The following is a 21,275-nucleotide window of genomic DNA, read 5'->3' on the forward strand; positions in this document are numbered from 1 at the left end:
TTGCCGAGCGCGACGATGAGCCCCGGCGCGCCGCCGTGTGCGCCGACGACGGTCGTATACGCGTCGCTCTCGACCGCGAGCGCATCGAGCGGCGACTGCGCGCGGAACGCGGCGAGCCATGCCGCATTGTTGACGCCCGCGAGCCCGCAGCCGAGCGCGCATTGCGCCCAGTCGAATGCGAGACCGGCCTGCGTGAACGCGTCCGCGCAGGCTGTGCCGATCGATGCCCATGCGCGCTCGATGCCGAGCCCGAGCCCCGACGGGCCGCCGCGCCCCTGCGCGAGTTCGCGCCCGTGCCGGTCGGCCAGCACCGCGCGCGTGCCCGTGCCGCCGCCGTCGATGCCGATCGCAAAAAGTAATGCCGCCATGCCTTCATCCCGCTGATTCGAACAGGCGCCCAGCTTAACCGGATCGGCGCCGCGCGCCCATCTGCCGTTCGGCCGGCTGTTCCGCAAAAAGGGCTTCCGCTATGCTGACACGATCGAATCGACACTGAAAACGAGGCGGACGATGTCGCAGCGGTGCAACTGGGTGAAGACGGAAGCGGATGCTCACTATCACGATACCGAGTGGGGCGTGCCGTCGCACGACGATCGCCACCTGTTCGAAATGCTGATCCTGGAAGGGGCGCAGGCCGGGCTGTCGTGGTCGACGATCCTGAACAAGCGTGCGGGCTATCGCGACGCCTTCGCGGATTTCGACGTCGATGCGGTCGCGCGCTTCACGCCGAAGCGCATCGAGAAGCTGCTGGAGAACCCCGGCATCGTGCGCAACCGTGCGAAGGTCGAGTCGGCCGTCACCAATGCGCGCGCCGTGCAGCGCATCCGCGAGGAGCACGGGTCGCTCGCCACGTTCCTGTGGTCGTTCGTCGGCGACACGCCGGTCCAGAACGCGTGGCAGTCGTACCGCGACGCACCCGCGTCGACCGAACAGTCCGACGCGCTCAGCAAGGCGCTGAAGGCGTACGGCTGCAAGTTCGTCGGTTCGACGATCTGCTATGCGCTGATGCAGGCCACCGGCATGGTCAACGATCACGAGGCCGGCTGCCCGTGCCACGCGCAATGCGCGGCGCTCGGCGGCAAGCAGCCGGCACGGCGGCGCAAGGCGGGCTGACGGCGCGGGCACCCGCCGGGCCCATCGTTCACCGCGGCCCTGCGCCGGTTACGCCGCCCGTTCGCCGCTCACGAAGCGTTGCGCGACGCGCAACCACTCACCTCGCAGCGCGCGACGACGCCGGCGCCGGCGCAACCGATCGCGCGCTCCGCGCGGCCCGCACGCGGGCGCTGCGCTTCTTCACCCAGATGCAGATGCCCGTCACGCTCAGCATCGCGATGACGATGCCGAGCACGCTCACCGCGGCGCGGCCCGCGACGCCGGCGATCCGCCCCGAGTGCAGCGGAAACTGCGCCTGCATGAACAGGTCGCCGGCCGAGCCGCGGCCCGGCACCTGGGTGGCGACGGGCTTCCCGGTCACCGCATCCCAGTACAGCCACGCGTTGCCGAGCCCGACATCGCCGTGGTCGTTGCCGGGCGTGAAGAACCCGACCGCATACGCATTCATCGCCGGCGCAAACAGCAGCGCGCCGGGCGGCGCGGCGATCCCCGCGTCGCGCCCGGCCGAGCGCGCGATCTCGACGATCCGCTCGCGCGGCAGCATCGTGCTGCCCGCCGGGGCGGGCGGGAAGTGTTCGGGATTCGTGTAAGGCGTCTCGGCGAGCGGCGACACCAGCGATACCAGCGGCCGCACGACGGGAACGGCGAGGTTCATCGAGATCGACGTGACCGCGACGACCAGCAGCAGCCCCCACACCCACACGCCGCCCGAGCGGTGCAGGTCGAACACCAGCGGATAGCCGCCGCGCCGCACGCGGAACACGAACGACTTGCGCCAGCTTTTCAGGTTCGGAAACGCGAGCACCAGCGCGATCAGGCTGTCGATCGCCCACACGATGCCGACGACGCCCATCACCCAGAACCCGAAGTTGATCCCGCCGTATACCGGCAGGAACAGCGAGTAGTGCAGCCGGTAGATGAACGGCATCAGGTCGAGCCGCGCGACCGACAGCGCGCCCCATTCGCGGCGGCCCTGCACCGCACCGGTCGCGGGATCGACGGCGATCTGGCTGAAATCGAGCGCGTATGGCTGGCCGGTTGCCGGGTCGGTGCGCGGCATCACGCCCGCCTGCAGCGTGTGCCCCGACTCGATCGCGAGCGGCAGATAGGTCACCTGCACGCGCGGGTCGGCGGCCTCGATGCGCGCCGCGAGCGCGAGCGGATCAAGCGGCGCCGCACGACTGCGGGCGGTATAGAAGTCCGGGTTCAGTGCCGCATCCAGCTCGTGGTCCCATGCGATCAGTGCGCCGGTAAGCCCCGCGACGAACAGGAACAGCGCAATCGCGAGGCCAAACCAGCGATGCAGGCGGACGAGAAACGGTCGCAGGAACGCATTCATCGCGGGCACGGCGAAGGGAAAACGGCCCGGCACGAGCGGCCACGGTTCAACGGAATGCAGGTCATTTGAGGTCAGGCGCCGCGCACGAGCCGGCCGGCCGCCACTGGCGAGGCCGGATGCCCTTGCACGCGGCATGGAATTGTTGCGCGTTCGACGGGTTTTGATACGATGCGCAACATTTTATCTCAATGCGAATGATTCTTACTCGCATTTTTACTTGCCCGCCATGACCGTCAGCCGCACCTGCCCTCCCGTCCGTCCACGTCGCGTGGCCGCCGCCCTCGCCTGCCTTGCCGCGTCACTCGCGCACGCGGACGATTCGCCCGGCGGCGCCACGGTGCTGCCGGCCGTCAACGTCACGGCCGCGCACGATTCGCCGCAGCACCTGACCGACACGATCTCCACCGGCGCGCTCGGCACGCGCCGCCAGCTCGACACGCCGTTCTCGACGACGATCGTCACGTCGGAGGAACTCGAGGCACGCCAGCCGTACAAGCTCGGCGACGTATTCGCGAACGACGCATCGGTGTCCGACAACAGCGGTGCGTACAGCGCGTGGGCCAGCTACATGACCGTGCGCGGCATGCAGCTCGACTGGCAGAACGGCTACAAGATCGATGGGCTGCCGTTCGTCACGTACGGGATCACGATGCCGTACGAACAGCTTGATCGCGTCGAGCTGCTGAAGGGGCTCGGCGGTTTCCTGTACGGCTTCGTGACGCCCGGCGGCGTCGTCAACTACGTGACGAAGCAGCCTGGCGTCGAACCCGTGCGCAGCGTCGACATCGGCTACCGTAGCACCAGCGTGTGGACCGAGCACGTCGATTTGGGCCAGCGCTTCGGGCCGAACGGCATGTTCGGCGCGCGGCTGAACGCGACGCACGAGGAAGGCAAGACGTACAACGACGGCAACATCCGCCGCGACAGCGTATCGCTTGCGCTGCAGGCGAACCTGACGCGCGACCTGTCGGTGACGTTCGGCGCGCTGTACCAGGACCGCCGCACGACGGGCCAGACGCCGTCGATCTTCACCGGCAGCTATCCGGGCGGCGCGCTGCCCGCGACGATCAGCGGCGGCACGACGAACCTCGGCGGCAAGGACCAGTACCTGAACACGAACCTGCAGCTCTATACGGCCGGGCTGCAATACCAGCTCGCGCCCGACTGGCAGCTCGACGTCGCGTACAGCTACAGCAAGGCGACGCGCCGCCGCAACGAAAGCACGCTGTACCTGCAGGACGCGGCCGGCAACTACACCGACAGCCGCTACGTCGGGATGGAGGATCACCGCTTCAGCCAGTGGCGCGCGATGGTCGAGGGCAAGGTGCGCACGGGCCCGTTCAGCCACCAGATCGTGGTCGGCGCGTCGTGGCAGAAGCAGGCGAACGACTATTCGGCGAACAGCGTGTTCGTGCCGCTCGGCGCCGGCAACCTGTATGCGCCGAACCCGTACCGCTACGACAGCCCGCACGGCTTCATCCAGTACCGCACGAGCGAGATCGTGCAGAAATCGCTGTTCGCGAGCGACACCGTGCAGCTCACCCAGCGCTGGTCGGTGCTCGCCGGCGTGCGCTACATGAACTACGAGCAGCGCTCGTTCCAGGCGAGCGGCGCCGAGGATCCCGGCTATCGGCAAAACGGCGTCGTGACGCCGACGTTCGCGGTGATGTTCAAGCTCGCGCCGACCACCACCGCGTACGCGAGCTACGCCGAATCGCTCGAGCCCGGCAGCCGCGTGAACGACGTCTACGCGAACGCCGGCCAGGTACTCGAGCCGCTGCGCAGCAAGCAATACGAGTTGGGGATCAAGAGCGAGCACGCGCGCTGGAGCGCAACGGCCGCGCTGTTCCGCATCGAGCGCAGCGCCGAGTATGCGAACGCCGCGAACGTCTACGTGCAGGACGGTGAATCCATCATCCAGGGGATCGAGTTCGGCGCGCGCGCGAAATTCGGCACACGCTGGAACGCCGGCGTCGACGCGATGCTGCTCGACGCGTGGTATGCGAACGGGATCGGCAACAACGGCAACCGCGTCGCGGGCGCGCCACGTTTCGTGCTCGCCGGCGACATCGGCTATGCGGTGCCCGGCGTGCCGGGGCTGACGCTCGGCATCGATGCGAAATTCACCGGTGCGACGCCGCTGCGTGCGGCGGGCGGCCTCGACGCGCCGGGCTTTCTCGTCGTCAATGCGGGCGCGCGCTACCTGACGCGGGTCGGCCGCCACGACGTGACGCTGCGCGCGTCGATCGACCACGTGCTGAACCGCCGCTACTGGGAATACCAGTACGCGGACTACGTGAAGCCGGGCGACCCGCGCACGGTGAGCCTGAGCGCGAAGATCGACTTCTGAACGGCGAGCCGGCGGTCGCAAGCCGCCGGCCATCGGCCGGAACGGCCGCACCGCAGCGGCCTCGGGATTTTCCCGGACCCCAAAAGCAAAACGGCGGAGCGGCTTCTTTCGAAGCACGCTCCGCCGTTTCGCGGCAAACCGTCAGACGCTCTTAGTGGAGCTTCTTCGGCAGCATCTGGCTGCGCAGGCGCTTGTGCAGGCGCTTGACGGCTGCTGCCTTCTTGCGCTTGCGGACTGCGGTCGGCTTTTCGTAGGACTGGCGCTCACGCAGTTCAGCGATCAGGCCATTTTTTTCGATAGCACGGCGAAAGCGGCGAATCGCCACTTCGAACGGCTCGTTTTCTTTCAGAAGAATCGTCGTCATGTCGTTCCTAAATTGCTTAAACGGTCAAAAACGTAGCGGCCAAGCGCCACGCACCGGCCATCCGAGCGTCCCCACAAACAGGCGAAACGAGCGGAAATACGGCCTCGGAGGCCGGAAAAGAGAGGCGGAAAGCACCGCGAGTACGCTTCACAGCCGCGTGCAGCGCCGCGTTTGACTGCCAGCAGACATGCCGATAACGGCAGAGGCTTGACAGAAATCTCAATTCAGCCCGCCATCATAGCAGGGAATCACAGACAAAACCACCCTTTTGTCGATCGCGTGTGCACAGGCGAACGACTGCGTGTCCGGGCCCGCCCGAAATGACAAAGAAGGATAAAAAATCGGGCCGAATCTCAACGCGCCCCTCAAGTTTTGTTTTGGTGCGCCGAAATCCTGCTCTGAGGCGGCCAGCAATGAACGAGTGCTTCCGCCGACGCCAAAAACGGCTTTCCAGGGCTTTCGGCTTAAACAGGAGATTTTCCATGCTCGGAATTAACAGCAACATCAACTCGCTGGTTGCACAGCAGAACCTCAACGGCTCGCAGAACGCCCTGTCGCAGGCAATCACCCGCCTGTCGTCGGGCAAGCGCATCAACAGCGCGGCAGACGACGCAGCAGGCCTCGCGATCTCGACCCGGATGCAGACCCAGATCAACGGTCTGAACCAGGGCGTGTCGAACGCGAACGACGGCGTGTCGATGATTCAAACGGCATCGAGCGCACTGTCGTCGCTGACGAACAGCCTGCAGCGTATCCGCCAGCTGGCCGTTCAGGCATCGACGGGCACGATGTCCACGACCGACCAGGCAGCACTGCAGCAAGAAGTTGCGCAACAGATCCAGGAAGTGAACCGTATCGCGTCGCAAACGACGTACAACGGCACGAACATTCTCGACGGCTCGGCAGGCATCGTGTCGTTCCAGGTCGGTGCGAACGTCGGCCAGACCATTTCGCTGGACCTGAGCCAAAGCATGTCGGCTGCGAAGATCGGCGGCGGCCTGGTGCAGAAGGGCCAGACGGTCGGCACGGTCACGGGCCTGTCGCTCACGGCAGCTGGCGCGTACACCGGCTCGGGCGCAGCGATCACCGCGATCAACGTGACTTCCGACGGCCAGGGCGGCTACACGTTCTCGGACCAGAACGGTCAGGCCATCACGTCGGCCGCAGCAACGGCAGTGTTCGGCTCGAACGCGACGGCAGGCACGGGCACGGCAGTCGGCGCACTGTCGCTGCAATCGGGCGCAACGGGCGCCGGCACCACCGCGGCACAGCTGACGGCAATCAACAACGCGATCGCGCAGATCAACGCCGTCAACACGCCGAAGACCGTATCGAACCTCGACATCAGCACCGTCAGCGGTGCGAACGTCGCGATGGTGTCGATCGACAACGCGCTGCAAACGGTGAACAACGTGCAGGCAGCACTCGGTGCGGCACAAAACCGTTTCACGGCAATCGCAACGGCGCAGCAGGCAGAATCGACCGACCTGTCGTCGGCACAGTCGCAGATCACCGACGCGAACTTCGCGCAGGAAACGGCGAACATGTCGAAGAACCAGGTGCTGCAACAAGCTGGCATCTCGGTGCTCGCACAGGCAAACTCGCTGCCGCAGCAGGTCCTGAAGCTCCTGCAGTAATCGCGTAGCAACCCACGGCCGGGCCCCGCATGACGCGCGGCCCGGCCGCAAGCGCTTGGCGCGCGGGGCCCCGCCCCGCCGCCAGGTCTTCACCCCGCATTTCACGGATCACCCGCCGCACGGAGCACTACGATGTCGACGATCAATCCCGCCGTCACCGCCGCCAACAACTCGGCCAACAGCGCGCTGCAGCAAGCTGCCCAATCGATCATCAGCGGTTCGACCGGCAACTCGTCGATGGACGTCAACTCGCTCGTGACGGCACTCGTCAATGCGAAGACCGCCGGTCAGACCGCCGCGCTCAACGCGCAGCAGACCAGCGACAACACCCAGATTTCCGCGTACGGCGCCCTTTCGGCCGCGCTGAGCGCACTCCAGGCCGGCCTCACGACGCTGTCGAACGGCTCGCTGCAGAACACCTTCACCGCCACCGCGAGCGGCACCGGCCTGACCGCCACCGCGGGCGCCGGCGCCGTTGCCGGCAGCTATTCGGTCGGCGTCACGCAGATCGCGACGTCGCAGTCGCTGTCGTCGGCCGCGTTCGGCGGGTCGACGGCGCTCGGCACCGGCACGATGACACTGTCGCTCGGCAGCCAGTCGTTCACGGTCAACGTGGACAGCACCAACAACACGCTGTCCGGCATCGCCGCCGCGATCAACAGCACGACCGGCAACCCGGGCATCGTCGCGTCGGTCGTCAACGGCAGCGACGGCGCGCACCTCGTGCTCAGCTCGACGCCGACGGGCGCAGCGAACGCGATCAGCGTCGCGGTCAGCAACGTATCCGGCGACAACGGCCTGTCCAGCCTCGGCGTCACGTCGACGGCCAGCACGACGGGTGGCCAGTCGACCTTTACGTCCGCGAACGGCAGCGCCGCCTGGAAGCAAAGCACGGCCGCACAGGACGCCACGTTCACGATCAACGGCATCGCCGCGACGAGCGCGAGCAACACCGTGTCGAGCACGATCACGGGCGTCACGCTGAACCTGACCTCGGCCGCCGTCGGCTCGACGCAGACGCTGACGGTCGCCACCGACACGAAGAGCCAGGCCTCGACGATCAACAACTTCGTGACGCTCTACAACACGCTCGTCACGACGATGGGCTCGCTGTCGAGCTTCACGTCCGGCGCGTCGTCGCAAGGCCCGCTGCTCGGCGACTCGACGCTGAACACGATCCGCAACGCGCTCGCGTCGGTCGTCGCGAGCGGCGTGAAAAGCAACGGCTCGACGGTCAACCTCGCGTCGATCGGCGTCACGCTGCAGGCCGACGGCACGCTGCAGGTCGACAGCTCGGCACTCAACACTGCGCTGCAGAGCAACCCGACCGGCGTCGCGTCTCTGTTCAACTCGACGAACGGGATCGGCCAGCAGCTGACGGCCGACATCACGAACTACACGCAGACGAACGGGTTGATCGCCGCACGCACGACGGCGCTCAACAACGACCTGAAGAGCGTCACCACGCAGCAAACGAACCTGTCGAACTACGCGGCGCAGCTGACCAGCCAGTACCAGGCGCAGTTCACCGCGCTCAACACGCTGATGGCGACGATGAACAGCAACTCGCAGTACCTGACGCAGCTGTTCGGCGGCACGAACAGCGCCGGCGCGTTGTCGAGCAACAAGAGCTGATCGCCAGCCGGACAGGAGAGCCACGATGGAACAGACCGAACTGATCGCCCAGCTCGACGCACTCACCGACGCGATCGAACATGCGGCCACGATGGCCGACTGGATCGAGGCGGCGCGGCTCGTCGACATGCGCGAGCCGCTCGTCGCGGCGCTCGCGGCCGACCAGCCGCCGGCCGGCATCGCCGCGGTCCGCCGGATCCAGGCCAGCAACGAACGCATCTTCGCCGACGCGCAACGCGCGCAGCAGGCGCTGACCGACGCATACCAGGCGGCGATGGGCCGCGTGCAGGCCGTCGGCCAGTACCAGAGCGTCGCGAGCCGCTGACGCGCACCTGGCTCCGCGCCACTGCCGGCGCACCAACCTGACAACAAGAACTACACGCTGATGTGAGGGCGTGCTCGTTCGCCTCCGCCCGCCTCGTGCGGGCGTTTTTTTGCATCCGGCACGCCACCGCCCGGCCGCGCGACGCTTGCTCAATCGGCGGAATTGGCCGCGCTTTTGGCGCCATCTCGCACATTCGGCGCGAACGCCCGTTGCCGATAATGGCAAACATCGAACAACCGCGTCTCCCGCCATGCTCCCACTCGACTCGACCGATCGCACCCCGCTCAGCCCGGAGCAGCAGTTCGAGCAAGATATCGCGCTCGTCATGCAGAATGCCATCGCGCGCCACCACGACGGCGCATTCGACGATGCGAAAGCACTGTACGAAGCCATTCTCGACGCCATCCCGGCACACGCGGAAGCGAACTACAACCTCGCGGTGCTGCTGGCCGACGCGGGGCGGGCGGGTGACGCGATTCCCCACTTCGAGATCTCGCTCGGCGCCAATCCGGACAACGGCCAATGCTGGGTCGGCTACATCAACGCGCTGTACCGCGCAGACCAGATGCCCGCGGCATGGGTCGCCGTCGAAATGGCTCAGCAACGTGGCGTACACGGCCCCGCACTGGACGGCCTGATTTCGCAAATGGCCACGCCCACCGTGACGTTCCCCACGGCGCCCGCCGCGGGCCCGGGCGTCCCGGACAGCGCGGCCGGCATCACCCTGAACATTTCGTCCCAGCCCCGGCCTCAACCGGACGAAAGCGGTAAAGGGGACGCCCCCGCCGAACCGGTGCGCAAGGCGCCGCTGCACAAACTGCAGAAGCACGCCGCACTCTTCGACAAGAAGCGATCGGCAGAAGCACTCGCGCTCGCTCGCCAGCTCGTCGCCGACTATCCGGACGACGGGGCGTGCCTGCGCGCCCTGGCGGTCTCGCTGTACCGGGACCTGCAATACGCCGAGATGATCGATATCGCCTATCGCGCACTCGAAAGCCTGCCCGGCGACCTCCTGCTGCGGACGCTGCTCGCGGATACGCTGCGGCTCATGACCCGGCTCCAGGAAGCGGAGATCCAGTGCCGCGTGATCATTGCCACCCAACCGACGAGCGTGGAGGCGCACCGCATCCTCGGCATCGCGCTGCACGGACTGCGGCGCCAGCAGGAAGCCGTCGCGGCTTGCCGGCGTGCCGTCGAACTGGCACCGCATTCGGCATCGGCCAACGGTGCACTCGGCTTCGTGCTGCTGGACCAGGGCGCCGCGCAGGAAGCGGTTCCGTGGCTGCGGCGCGCCATCGAAACCGATCCGAACGACTTCGTGTCGCACAGTTCGATGCTGTTCAGCCTGATTCACGACGACACCCATTCGCCGGAGATGCTGCTCAAGGAACATCGCGCATTCGGCAAACGGTACGAACGGCACGCGCTGCCGAAAAAATACGCCAATTCGCGCGATCCCGAGCGCCCGCTGCGGATCGGCTTCGTGTCCGGCGACCTGCTGAACCACGCAGTCGCACACTATCTGCTGCCCGTCATCGAACATTTGAGCCGCGACCCGAATCTGTCGCTGCACTTCTACTACAACTATGTAATCGAAGATCACGTCACCGCCAAACTGCGCGCGCACGCTACGACCTGGCGGCCTGTGACGATGCTGGGCGACGCCGCGCTTGCCGAACAGATCCGCAACGATCGCATCGACGTCCTGATCGATCTCTCCGGCCACACCGGCCGCAACCGCCTGGTCACGTTCGCGCGCAAACCCGCGCCGCTGCAGGCATCGTGGATCGGCTATCCGGGCACGACCGGCATGAGCAAGATGGACTACTACCTGACGGACCGCTTCGTCGCGCCGTACGGTGCATTCGACGACCAGTTCGTCGAGCAGATCGTGCGGCTGCCCGCGATCGCGCCGTTCATGCCTCCGCCGAACTGCCCGCCCGTCAATGTGCTGCCAGCGCTGCACAACGGCTATACGACCTACGCCAGCTTCAACCGCCTGAACAAGCTGAGCCTGCACGTGATCGAGGTCTGGGCGCGCGTGCTGCACGCGGACCCGACCGCGCGCATGGCGCTCGGCGCGATCGGCAGCGACGGCGACCAGCAAACGCTGACCGAATGGTTCGCAGCCTCGGGCATCGACGCCAGCCGTCTGACGTTCCACCGGCGCTCGAACATCCCCGTTTACATGCAGCAGCATCACGGCGTCGACCTCTGTCTCGACGCGTTCCCGTACACCGGTTCGACGACTACGCTGAACGCACTATGGATGGGCGTACCAACCGTGACGATCCCCGGCGCAACGATGGCCGGGCGCGGCAGTGCCGGCTGGCTGCAGCACGTCGGGCTCGACGCGTACATCGCGACGGACGAGGACGATTTCGTCGCGAAGGCGCTGGCGCTCGGCCACGACACCGCAGCGCTGCAGGCGCTTCGCGCCGGCCTGCGAGCACGCTGCGCGGAATCCGCCGCGTTCCGGCCGGCTGTCGTTGCGGCCGGACTGTCGTCGGCGCTGCGCACGATGTGGACCCGCTGGTGCGCAGATGAACCTGCCACTGCATTCGACACGCCGCTGTTCGACGACACGGCTAGCGCACAGGCCGCGGCACGAGCCTGAACCTCACGTCAGATCGAGAAACCATCATGACCGCCAGCCTGCCCGCGTCATCCGTCGCGCAACTGCCGCACGAACGCATTTACGTCACGCAACCGCACTTGCCGCCGCTCGAAGAATTCCTGCCGTATCTCAAGAAGATCTGGGAGAGCCGCACGCTGACTAACGGCGGGCCGTTCCACCAGCAATTCGAGCGCGCGCTGTGCGAGTATCTCGGCGTGCCACACCTGTCGCTGTTCGCGAACGGCACTCTGGCGCTCGTCACCGCGCTGCAAGCGCTGCGCATCACCGGCGAAGTGATCACAACGCCCTATTCGTTCGTCGCGACGGCGCACTCGCTCCTCTGGAATGGCATCAAACCGGTATTCGTCGATGTCGATCCGGATACGCTCAATCTGGACCCGGCAAAAATCGAGGCGGCGATCACGCCACAGACGACCGCAATCATGCCGGTGCATTGCTATGGGCATCCGTGCGACGTCGATGCGATCCAGAAGATCGCCGACAACTACAACCTCCGCGTGATCTACGACGCTGCGCACGCGTTCGGGGTTCGAACCGGCGACGGTAGCGTGCTGAAACATGGCGACCTGTCGATTCTCAGCTTCCATGCGACCAAGGTCTTCAATACGTTTGAGGGCGGCGCCATCATCTGCCCCGATGCGAAAACGAAGCAGCGCATCGACCATCTGAAAAACTTCGGATTCGTCGACGAAGTTACGGTTGTAGCTTCCGGCATCAACGGAAAAATGAGCGAAGTGAACGCGGCGTTCGGGCTGCTGCAGCTTCGACATATCGACGACGCGCTGGCCCGCCGTCGGGAGATCGACACCCGCTACCGGGATTTGCTGCAGGATATTCCGGGCATCCACTGCTTGACGGACACTGGCGAAATCGCGGCGAACTATGCCTATTTCCCGATCCTGGTCGAGTCGGAATATCCGCTGAGCCGCGACGCGCTATACGCGAAATTCCGCGACCGAGACATCTATGTACGTCGCTATTTCCATCCGCTGATTTCGGACTTCCCGATGTACCGCGGCCTGCCGTCCGCCAGTCGTGCAAACCTACCGGTGGCCGCCGAGGCGTCGATGAAGGTGCTGTGCCTGCCGATCTATCCCGCATTGACGGAATACGATCTGCTGCGCATCGTCGGCGTCATCGCGGAGCGCTGATCGTGCGCCTGGCGATCATGCAGCCGTATCTGTTTCCGTATCTCGGCTACTTTCAGCTCGCGGCATCGGTCGATCGCTTCGTATTTTACGACGACGTAACGTACATCAAGAACGGCTGGATCAACCGAAACCGCATTCTGCTCGGAGGCACGCCACACTATCTCACCGTTCCGCTGAACGGTGCCAGTTCATCGTGCCCCATTCTGAGCGTACGCATCCAGCCTCGGGATCGCTGGATGCCCAAACTGCTCGCAATGCTGCATCACGCCTATTCGCGTGCGCCACAATATGGACCTGTGATCCGACTCGTCGAGCGCGTGCTGTCGGCAGATACCGATACAATCGGGCAGCTTGCGTCGCACAGCGTCACCGAGACCTGCGGTTATCTTGGCATCGATACCCAATTCGTCGCCACGTCGTCCGGGTACGACAACATGATGCTGCGTGGCCAAGCGCGCGTAATCGATATATGCCTCCGCGAGGGTGCCAGACTGTACGTCAACGCGCCAGGCGGCCGGACCCTTTACGATCGCGCCGCGTTTATCGAGGCCGACATCGACCTTGCGTTCATTGCACCCGAAACCCGATCGTACGCACAATTCGATACGCCGTTCGTGCCAAATCTGTCGATCATCGATGTACTGATGTTCAACCGCGTCGATGCCATTCGCACGTTGCTTGCAACCGACACGGTGGCTGCATGATCGACGACGCGATCGGTGGTTACCTAGCTCTGGAATGGCCTGACCGCGGGCACGAGTGGTATCGCGACGCGATGCGCTTCCAATCCGCACGCGCGGCGTTTCTCGCATTGCTGCGCACCCACACGCCATCAGCCGTCTGGGCGCCATGGTACCTATGCGACAGCATGATCGAACCGTTGCGGGTTGCCGGCACGCCAATCCGGCGTTACGCACTGAATCGAGACCTTAGTTGCCCGACCATTTCGCTCGGCGACGACGAGTGGCTCCTGTACGTGAATTACTTTGGTGTATGTGATCGCCACGTCGACGACGTGCTCGCCCGGCACCCGCGGAAGCAGGTCGTGATTGATAACGCTCATGCGTTCTTCTCCGCCCCACGCAACTGTCTGGCGACCGTCTATTCTCCCCGCAAGTTCGTTGGCGTGCCTGACGGCGGCTACCTCGTTTCGCAAGCGCACGTTGCCCTCCCGGAACGCATCGACAATGACTCGCTCACGCGCTGCCGCCACCTGCTGATAAGAATGGCTGCCGGTGCAGAGGCCGGTTATGCCGATTTCGCAGCGGCCGAGGCAAGCCTGCAACAGCAGGAACCGCAACGCATGTCTGCATTGACGCAGCGGCTGCTCGCAGGCATCGACTACGACAACGTGCGCGCGCGCCGTATCGCCAATTTCCGCTATCTGCATGCGTGCCTCGGCTCCCGCAACCGCCTGTTGCCAACTGACGCGACCGATTGCGCGCCGCTTTGCTATCCGTTCCTGGGTGCACCGCACGGGCTGCGCGACATATGGCGCACGCTGCGCATCTACAGCGCGACGTACTGGCCCGATCTGCCACCCGCCTCCGACATGCCGGAATTCGAGCGCGATCTGCCGTATGACACGCTGTTCGTCCCGTGCGACCAACGCCTATCGCCGGAACGACTGAAACCGCTGGTCGACCAGATTCTGGAGCAGTGCAATCAATGAAAACCACCGTCACCTTGCGTGAGCTCGACCGCACCGACCTCCCGGTACTGAATGCCTGGCGTGCGGATCGAAACCTCGTCGACCTGCTCGGCAGCCCCTTCCGCCATGTGAATGCCGAAGTTGACGAGAAGTGGTTCGATGCATACCTGGCAAACCGCCAAAGGAACGTGCGTCTCGCCATATGCAGCTCGACAATGCAACAGGCAATCGGTGTCGTTTACCTGCTCGATATCGACTGGGTCAGTCGCAATGCGGAGTTCGCGATCCAGATCGGCGAGCCAACCGCACGCGGCCTCGGCGTCGGGACAGAAGCAACCCGCCTTGCGCTTGACCATGCTTTCAACGATCTCAACCTGCACCGCCTGCACTTGACCGTTCTGGCATCCAATACGCACGCAATCTCGCTTTACAAGAAGGTGGGCTTCCTGGTCGAAGGACTACAGCGACAGGCCGCCTTCAAGTCCGGACGTCATGTCGACGTCGTGCCGATGGCCATCCTCGCATGCGAGCGGCCGACGAGTCGCTGAATCGAACTTTTCCCGTCAACGAGCATGACACCTATCGATACCCGCCACGAAGCCGAGCTGTCTTGCGCCGGCTGGACCGTTATACCCCACGCGTTCGATACGGCATTGACCGACATGCTGTGCTGCGCGCTGAGCCCGTCGCTCGCGTTACGCGACGCAATTCGGCAACGCAACGGCGTCGCAGCGGACGCGAGCGGCACACTACATCATCTGCTCGCCGACGATCCGTGCTACATCACGCTGCTGGCCGCATTCGAGCCGTTCGAATCGCTGTTTCACGCCTACTTCGGCGGCAAATTCGTCCTCAATTCGTACGGCGGCGTCATCAACGAACGCGACACGCACGCATACGTCAAGAACGTGCATCGCGACATTCGTTTCGGCTCGGAAGACCGGCGCTTCATGTTGAATGCACTCGTGATGCTCGACGACTTCACAGTGGACAATGGCGCGACGTGGTTACTGGCGCGCTCGCAGGCAATCACCGAGCAGCCCGACGACGAACGGTTCTATGCACAGGCGTCACGTGCGACCGGCAAGCGGGGCTCGCTGCTGCTTTTCGATTCCCGGTTGTGGCACGCCGGCGGACACAATGAGACGGACGCACCACGTCGCGCGCTTACACTCACCTTCACGAGCCCGTTCTTCAAGCCGCAACTTGATTACCCTCGACTGCTCGGCTATCAGAATCTGGAGCACCACGGTACTTGGCTGCGTCAGGTGATCGGCTTCAATGCACGCGTGCCCGAATCGCTCGAAGAATTTTACGTGCCGGTCGAACGGCGCTTCTATCAACGTGGACAGGATTGACCTCATGACCCGCGACTACGACTCCGAGGCGAAGGACCACCCTGAGCATCGCTACGCTTACGACTTCGACTACCGGATGCATGAATTCATGATCCGGACGTTCGCGCCGTTTTTCGTGAGCGGCAACGCGCTGGAACTCGGCTGCTTCGAAGGCAATTTCACGCGCCTGGCCGCGCGACGCTTCCCGGATCTGGAGGTAGTCGAGGCATCGGCCGATTGCGTGGCGGCCGCTTCGAAAATCACGGGCGGAGCAGTAACCTTTCATCACTCGACGTTCGAGACTTTCGAGCCGGCGCGGCAATACGACAACATCTTCCTCATTCATACGCTCGAACACCTCGATCATCCGGTGGACGTGCTGCGCCGTGTCCGCGGGTGGCTATCGGCACAGGGAAGATTGTTCGTTGCCGTTCCGAACGCTCACGCCGCATCACGGCAGATCGCCGTGCATATGGGACTAATCGAGCACGCTGCGGCGGTAACCCCGGCGGAAGCAGCGCACGGCCACCGCATTACCTATTCGCTCGACACGCTGCGCGCCGACCTTCGAGCAGCAGGCCTCCACATGGAAACCTCTGGCGGTGTCCTCTTCAAAGGACTTGCGAATTTCCAGATTGATGCGGCACTCGCCGCGGGAATCATTTCGGACACGTATCTGGAAGGGTGCTTTGAGCTGGGGCGCACCTATCCAGATCTTTGCTCAAGCGTCTACGGCATATGCGGACGGGGCGAGTGAATCGAGCGTTGCACAATGCCGCCCGATTCTCGGCGAGTTGATCACACATCCCCGCTTGCCCGGCTTGCGGCAGATCTGCGACGCGTCGAAGTCAACGCGTGCCGCCGATCGCCGCAAGTGAATCAAGCGCACTGAAATGCGCGGCAAACGCCCCGCGCAAGCGCTCGGCCATCTGGATCCAGCTTTCGTCGCGCCCTCTCCGGAACAACCGCACCGTGCCCGGATACCACGGCGAATCGTCGCGGTCGTGCATCCAGCGCCAGTCCACGTCCTGATTCGGCAGCAGCACCCAGCAAGGCTTGCCGAGCGAGGCGGCCAGATGCGCGGTGGACGTATCGACGCACACTACGAGATCGAGTTGCGCGACGATCGCGGCCGTATCCGCGAAATCGTCGATCTCCGAGCCCAGGTGCAGCAACGGCAGGCCGCCCGGCGGCCGGCGCGCCTCGTCCTCGCCCTGCCCCTTCTGCAGGCTCACGAAATTCACGCCCGGCACGCTCCATAGCGGCGTCAGCAACGCGAGCGACGGCAGCGAGCGGTGCACATCGTTGTGATGCTTCGGGTTGCCCTTCCACACGAGGCCGACGCGCGGGCCGGCCGGCAGTGCATCAAGGCGTGCGCGCCAGCGCGCGACGCGGGCCGGATCGGACGTGAGTCGAACCGGCGGCGGAATCGTGTCGAGCGTCGTGCCCGCATGCATCGGCGCGCTCAACAGGCTCGTCCAGTAATCGAATCGCGCCGCCTGCGCCGTCGCCGCCTCGTGATCGAGCACCGCGTCGACGCCCTCAACCGTTTCCATCAGCCGATGCAGCGCGGGCTGGCATGCGAACACCACGCGCACAGCATTCCGCACACGAAATTCCGCAAAGTAGCGGCTGAACTGCAGCATGTCGCCGAGGCCATCTTCCTGCCAGACGAGCAGCGTCTTGCCGGCGAGCGGCTCGCCTTGCCACTGCGCACACGACAACACCTCGCGGGTCCGGCGGTGCACGAATGCCGATTGCTCGTAGCGCGATTCGTAGCGCCGCCAGCCTTCGTTGAACCGGCCGAGGCCGAGCAGCAGCGTCGCCAGGCCGAAACGCGCATCGCCATAGTCCGCACGCAGATCGAGCGCGCGGCGGTACGCGCGTTCGGCGTCGTCGTGGCGGCCGGCGTGCGCGAACGTGGTGCCCAGGTTGTAGTGCACTTCGGCCATGTCCGGTGCGAGCGACAACGCCTCGGCGAAGACGGCCATCGCTTCGTCGTGGCGGCCCTGTGCGCGCAGCACGCAGCCCAGATTGTTGTGCGGCTGCGGCAGGCCGGGGCGGCAACGGATCGCATTGCGATAGGCCGCTTCCGCTTCAGGCAGGCGATCGAGATTCTGCAGCGCGACGCCGAGGTTGTAGTGCGCCTCCGGGTGATCCGGGCACAGCGCGAGCGCCTGACGGCTGGCAGCTTCCGCTTCCGGCAGCCGCTGCATGTCGACGAGGATCGCGCCGAGATTGGCGTGCGCGAGCACGTAGTCGGCGCGCACGGCAATCGCGAGCCGGCACGCGAGTTCCGCCTCGGCCTGCCGGCCGAGGACACGTAGCAGGTTGCCGAGATCGGTCAGCACGTCGGCCGACTGCGGCTCGATCAGCAGCGCCTGCCCGAGCGCCTGTTCGGCTTCGTCGAGCCGGCCGCGCGCTTCGAGCACCTTGCCGAGCCGGTGATGGTGCGACGCCCGCAACGGCGTGACGGACGCGAGCTGCCGGCGCAGAAGCGCCTCGGCGTCGGACAGGCGCCCTTGCGACACGAGCAGCGCGCCGAGGCCGTCGTACGGCGGCTCGAACGCCGGCATCGCGTCGATCGCGCGCCGCCACCACGCTTCCGCATCGGCCAGCCGGTTCAGGCCGAGCGCGCAGACGGCCGCGATGTGCTGCGCGGCGACGGCCGGCGCTGGCCGGTCGAGCAGCGGCGCGACGAGCGACAGTGCATCGGCGAACTGCCCGTTCTGGCACAGGGTCGCGGCGGGTTGAACCGATGCGGGTTCGTCGGAATCAAGTGTTGTCATGGGCGGCTGGGCAAAGCGGCGGGGCGTCGCGTCCGGCCGGCGCGGCATACGCGGGCCGCGCCGCACCCGGACGGCCGCTTCGGCGCGGATAGCGTCGATTGACAGGTTACAGAATCACCCACGTGCGCGATGCTTCGATCTGAGCCCATTCGCCGCGGCTGTTCACGCGATAGGGCGCTCAGCGCCGCCCATGGCGGCCCTCGCCCCGCGCTCAATTACTCGACGAACACCCACCGCAACTGCTCGAACTGCACGAGCTGGAACTGCACGAACTCGACGAACTGTCGCTCGGCGACGAACAACGGCTGTCCGACGCATCGAACGAACTGCCGCTGCCCGCTTTCGCGGCGGCGAGCGACGAAAGCCGCGACGCGGTCTGTACGGTTTGCGAATACACCGACCAAGCGGTGCCGGCCAGTGCCCCCGCGCCGAACAGCGCGGCAGTCCACAGCAACGGGTCCGGATCGCCGCGCTCACGATCCTGCGTCTGTTGCATTGCCTGCGCATCGGGTGGCGGGTTTCGCGCGGCCCGCGGATCGTGCGCGATCCGGCGCGCGAGCAGCGCGGCCCGCCCGGCAGCCGTCGCTCCGCCCCGCCCGAAACCGGTCAGCCGCCGCGCGATGATCCTGTATGCGACCGCGAACACCGCCATGCTGACGGCGAGCAGCAGCACGGGCCGCCCGCGGCTCAAGCCGACCGCGAGCTTCGCGGCACCGGTGCCCAGCACGAGCAGCACGATTGCGCGTGCGGCCAGTCGCGACGCGCGCATCTCGCCGGGCGCCCAGAGCCAGCCTTGCGCACGCATCCCGTCGACGACCTCCTGCGCATACCCGGCGAGCCGCTCGCGAAAGACGTCGTAGCGCACGGTGCCGGACGGCCGCTCCTTGAGCCACGCGCAGTGGTCGTCATGCCGGCCCGCGCGATCCGCGTCGGCGATCTGCACGTAGCCGCCCTGTCCGGGGACCGTCCGCAGGTCGACCGCGCCCGCATGCGCGAGCGACATCGTCACGACCTGGGCGACCCGTGCTTCGCCGCCGGTGAGGTAGGCGACTTCGTCGGCGCTCAGGTCGGCCGACGCCTTGCGCGTGCGCCCGCCCCAGCGGCGGCGCCGGAACTCGATACCCTGAAGCGCCACGATCAGCAACAACGCGACGACACATACCGGCACATAGAACGCGAGAAACTGCGGCCCGGTGTAGTTCAGCACGTTGAAGTCCTGCGCCGACGCGCAGGTCGCGGCGACGCTCGCAGCCGCGGCCGGCCATGCGAGTTTCGGCAGCCGGTCGCGCCAGGTCCTGCCTGCGGGCGGCACGGCCGGCGACTCCGCATTCCCGTCCGCGCTCACGGCTGAAGGTTCCGGCTGCGGCAATCCGGATGCGTCACGCAGGCCGACGGGCGACGGCCAGATCGACTCGGGCGGCTCGCTGCCGAACAGCCGGCGATAGCTGTCCAGCGTATCGCGGTAACGCTGCGCGTACACGGCGGCCTCGTCCGGCGCGCCCGTGCCGGGCATGTGATGCAGCCGCGCGCGCAGCACGCCGGCGCAGAAGACGTCCCAGTATTCGAGCGTGTATTGCAGATGGAAATGCCACGCGGCATCGACCGCGACCGGCGGCGTGACCGGGTGTCCGGCTGCCTGCGCGAGAAACGCGAAGCGCTTGTATTCGTCGATCACCGCCAGCGCGTGCGCATGCGACCAGCCTTCTGCTTCGGCAAGGCGCCGGCTGTACGGCAGCGGCGCGTTCGGATCGTCAGGGGAATACGCGTGCAGACGCGCGAGCAGCGCCTGCTGCGCATCGGTCAGCGCGCGGACATCGACTGCGGTCGAGGTAGACGGGATGGCAGCCATCGGGAGTCGGCACGATGCGCGGACGGCCGCCGCGATCGTCGCTTGGAGTTGTCGTTGCGGGCGATTCTCGCACAACGGCGAGGCGGCGGAATAGCGTGGGAACGGTGCGGGAGATGACGATGCCATGCCGCGCGGTGACGCTACGCTTGGACGACTTCAGGAAAACGGATCGGGAAATTCGGTGCCTGGAATCAGGCAATTTGGCGCGCCCGGCTGGGATCGAACCAGCAACCCCTGCCTTCGGAGGGCAGTACTCTATCCATTGAGCTACGGGCGCGTGAGACAGTGAAGCGACCCCAATATACAGGCCGCCCACGATTGGCAAGACGGCAAGGATACCCGGTTTCCCATGATGCGTCCACCTTGCCCGACGAATCCCCGCCGGGCCGCGCTGCGTGCGGGTAAACACGCGCCATCGCGCCGCTCGCCGTGATGTAAACGTTCCGTCTATAATCGACCGGGCTTCATTGGACTGCCATTTGCCGTTGCACCGCGCTCACAATTCCTATTCATGGAGACGAGGCAAGCATGAGCGAAGCACCCCACGAATCTCCCGTCAAAACCCCCGGGCAGCTGATTGCCGTCATCATCGCGTCGTTCGCGATTCCGATCATCCTGATCGTCCTGTTCGCCAACTACGCGAACCATGCGTTCCGTGCCGGCGCCGGCACGGACGCGCTATCCGACGAACAGGTCGCCGCACGTGTCGCCCCGCTCGCGAAGGTCGAAGTGAAGGACGCCAACGCGCCCCGCACATACAAGACCGGCGAGGAAGTCTACAAGGCCGTCTGCGTGACCTGCCACGGCACGGGCGCCGCCGGCGCGCCGAAGTTCGGCAACAAGGACGACTGGGCGCCGCGCATCTCGCAAGGTTTCGACACGCTGCTGAAGACGGCCCTGGCCGGCAAGGGTGCGATGCCGCCGCGCGGCGGCACGAGCCCCGACGACGTCAGCGACTATGAAATCGCCCGTGCGATCGTCTACATGGCGAACAACGACGGCGCGAACTTCCCCGAACCGGCCGCGCCGGCCGCCAACGCGGCACCGGCCGCCAGCGGCGCCGCAGCCGCATCGGGCGCAGCCGACGCCGCGAGCGC

General features: G+C 65.8%; 18 protein-coding genes and 1 tRNA gene. 13 read left to right on the forward strand and 6 right to left on the reverse strand.

The features are described from left to right. Nucleotides 1-368, reverse strand: a 368-nt coding sequence (locus tag G3N64_RS32360) for a BadF/BadG/BcrA/BcrD ATPase family protein (RefSeq protein WP_346778851.1), incomplete at its 3' end; no start/stop codon positions are given. A 142-nt stretch (nucleotides 369-510) separates the two neighbouring features. Between G3N64_RS32360 and G3N64_RS32365 the strand changes: the two genes are divergently transcribed. After that, entirely contained in the window at nucleotides 511-1,113 is a 603-nt protein-coding gene (locus G3N64_RS32365) for a DNA-3-methyladenine glycosylase I (RefSeq protein ID WP_205787800.1), read from the forward strand. A 97-nt stretch (nucleotides 1,114-1,210) separates the two neighbouring features. Here G3N64_RS32365 and G3N64_RS32370 read toward each other — a convergent pair whose 3' ends face one another. Next, nucleotides 1,211-2,452: a PepSY-associated TM helix domain-containing protein gene (locus tag G3N64_RS32370; protein ID WP_205787801.1), complete on the reverse strand. Its 1,242-nt coding sequence runs from the start codon at nucleotides 2,450-2,452 to the stop codon at nucleotides 1,211-1,213. 226 nt (nucleotides 2,453-2,678) lie between these two features. Here G3N64_RS32370 and G3N64_RS32375 point away from each other — a divergent pair, with 226 nt between their 5' ends. Further along, nucleotides 2,679-4,802, forward strand: a complete 2,124-nt coding sequence (locus G3N64_RS32375; RefSeq protein WP_205787814.1) for a TonB-dependent receptor — start codon at nucleotides 2,679-2,681, stop codon at nucleotides 4,800-4,802. 151 nt (nucleotides 4,803-4,953) lie between these two features. Here G3N64_RS32375 and rpsU read toward each other — a convergent pair whose 3' ends face one another. Then, on the reverse strand, nucleotides 4,954-5,166 hold the full coding sequence (rpsU, locus tag G3N64_RS32380; RefSeq protein ID WP_006401410.1) for a 30S ribosomal protein S21: 213 nt from the start codon (nucleotides 5,164-5,166) through the stop codon (nucleotides 4,954-4,956). A gap of 482 nt (nucleotides 5,167-5,648) precedes the next feature. Here rpsU and G3N64_RS32385 point away from each other — a divergent pair, with 482 nt between their 5' ends. The 10 genes from G3N64_RS32385 to G3N64_RS32430 all read left to right on the forward strand — a co-directional run bounded on the left by G3N64_RS32385 (nucleotide 5,649) and on the right by G3N64_RS32430 (nucleotide 16,297). After that, nucleotides 5,649-6,803, forward strand: a complete 1,155-nt coding sequence (locus tag G3N64_RS32385; protein WP_205787802.1) for a flagellin — start codon at nucleotides 5,649-5,651, stop codon at nucleotides 6,801-6,803. Nucleotides 6,804-6,935: 132 nt separating this feature from the next. After that, entirely contained in the window at nucleotides 6,936-8,438 is a 1,503-nt protein-coding gene (gene fliD, locus G3N64_RS32390) for a flagellar filament capping protein FliD (RefSeq protein ID WP_205787803.1), read from the forward strand. A 25-nt stretch (nucleotides 8,439-8,463) separates the two neighbouring features. Next, complete coding sequence (locus G3N64_RS32395; protein WP_205787804.1) at nucleotides 8,464-8,763, forward strand: flagellar protein FliT; 300 nt, start codon at nucleotides 8,464-8,466, stop codon at nucleotides 8,761-8,763. Between the two features lie 250 nt (nucleotides 8,764-9,013). Beyond that, entirely contained in the window at nucleotides 9,014-11,380 is a 2,367-nt protein-coding gene (locus tag G3N64_RS32400; RefSeq protein ID WP_205787805.1) for a tetratricopeptide repeat protein, read from the forward strand. Nucleotides 11,381-11,406: 26 nt separating this feature from the next. Then, complete coding sequence (gene vioA, locus G3N64_RS32405) at nucleotides 11,407-12,552, forward strand: dTDP-4-amino-4,6-dideoxy-D-glucose aminotransferase VioA (protein ID WP_205787806.1); 1,146 nt, start codon at nucleotides 11,407-11,409, stop codon at nucleotides 12,550-12,552. A 2-nt stretch (nucleotides 12,553-12,554) separates the two neighbouring features. Beyond that, nucleotides 12,555-13,256, forward strand: a complete 702-nt coding sequence (locus G3N64_RS32410; RefSeq protein WP_205787807.1) for a WbqC family protein — start codon at nucleotides 12,555-12,557, stop codon at nucleotides 13,254-13,256. After that, the gene (locus tag G3N64_RS32415) at nucleotides 13,253-14,224 is read left to right on the forward strand and encodes a hypothetical protein (protein WP_205787808.1); all 972 of its coding nucleotides are present in this window, start codon (nucleotides 13,253-13,255) and stop codon (nucleotides 14,222-14,224) included. The genes G3N64_RS32410 and G3N64_RS32415 overlap by 4 nt, the downstream gene beginning before the upstream one ends. Continuing rightward, entirely contained in the window at nucleotides 14,221-14,751 is a 531-nt protein-coding gene (locus tag G3N64_RS32420) for a GNAT family protein (protein ID WP_205787809.1), read from the forward strand. The genes G3N64_RS32415 and G3N64_RS32420 overlap by 4 nt, the downstream gene beginning before the upstream one ends. A 24-nt stretch (nucleotides 14,752-14,775) precedes the next feature. Continuing rightward, nucleotides 14,776-15,561: a phytanoyl-CoA dioxygenase family protein gene (locus tag G3N64_RS32425; RefSeq protein WP_241021318.1), complete on the forward strand. Its 786-nt coding sequence runs from the start codon at nucleotides 14,776-14,778 to the stop codon at nucleotides 15,559-15,561. A 4-nt stretch (nucleotides 15,562-15,565) separates the two neighbouring features. Further along, nucleotides 15,566-16,297, forward strand: coding sequence for a class I SAM-dependent methyltransferase (locus G3N64_RS32430; protein WP_205787810.1), 732 nt, complete (start codon nucleotides 15,566-15,568; stop codon nucleotides 16,295-16,297). 91 nt (nucleotides 16,298-16,388) lie between these two features. Here the strand turns inward: G3N64_RS32430 and G3N64_RS32435 are convergent, their stop codons facing one another. From G3N64_RS32435 to G3N64_RS32445, 3 genes are all read right to left on the reverse strand, one after another. Then, nucleotides 16,389-18,329, reverse strand: a complete 1,941-nt coding sequence (locus G3N64_RS32435) for a tetratricopeptide repeat-containing glycosyltransferase family protein (RefSeq protein WP_205787811.1) — start codon at nucleotides 18,327-18,329, stop codon at nucleotides 16,389-16,391. A 211-nt stretch (nucleotides 18,330-18,540) separates the two neighbouring features. Next, entirely contained in the window at nucleotides 18,541-20,178 is a 1,638-nt protein-coding gene (locus tag G3N64_RS32440; RefSeq protein WP_205787812.1) for a TIGR04222 domain-containing membrane protein, read from the reverse strand. Nucleotides 20,179-20,379: 201 nt separating this feature from the next. After that, nucleotides 20,380-20,455 (reverse strand) — tRNA-Arg (locus tag G3N64_RS32445). 251 nt (nucleotides 20,456-20,706) lie between these two features. Between G3N64_RS32445 and G3N64_RS32450 the strand changes: the two genes are divergently transcribed. Then, on the forward strand, nucleotides 20,707-21,275 hold a 569-nt coding region (locus tag G3N64_RS32450), incomplete at its 3' end, for a c-type cytochrome (protein WP_205787813.1).

The sequence above is a fragment of the Burkholderia sp. Ac-20344 genome, assembly GCF_017104975.1.
In the GTDB taxonomy this organism is placed as follows: Bacteria; Pseudomonadota; Gammaproteobacteria; order Burkholderiales; family Burkholderiaceae; genus Burkholderia.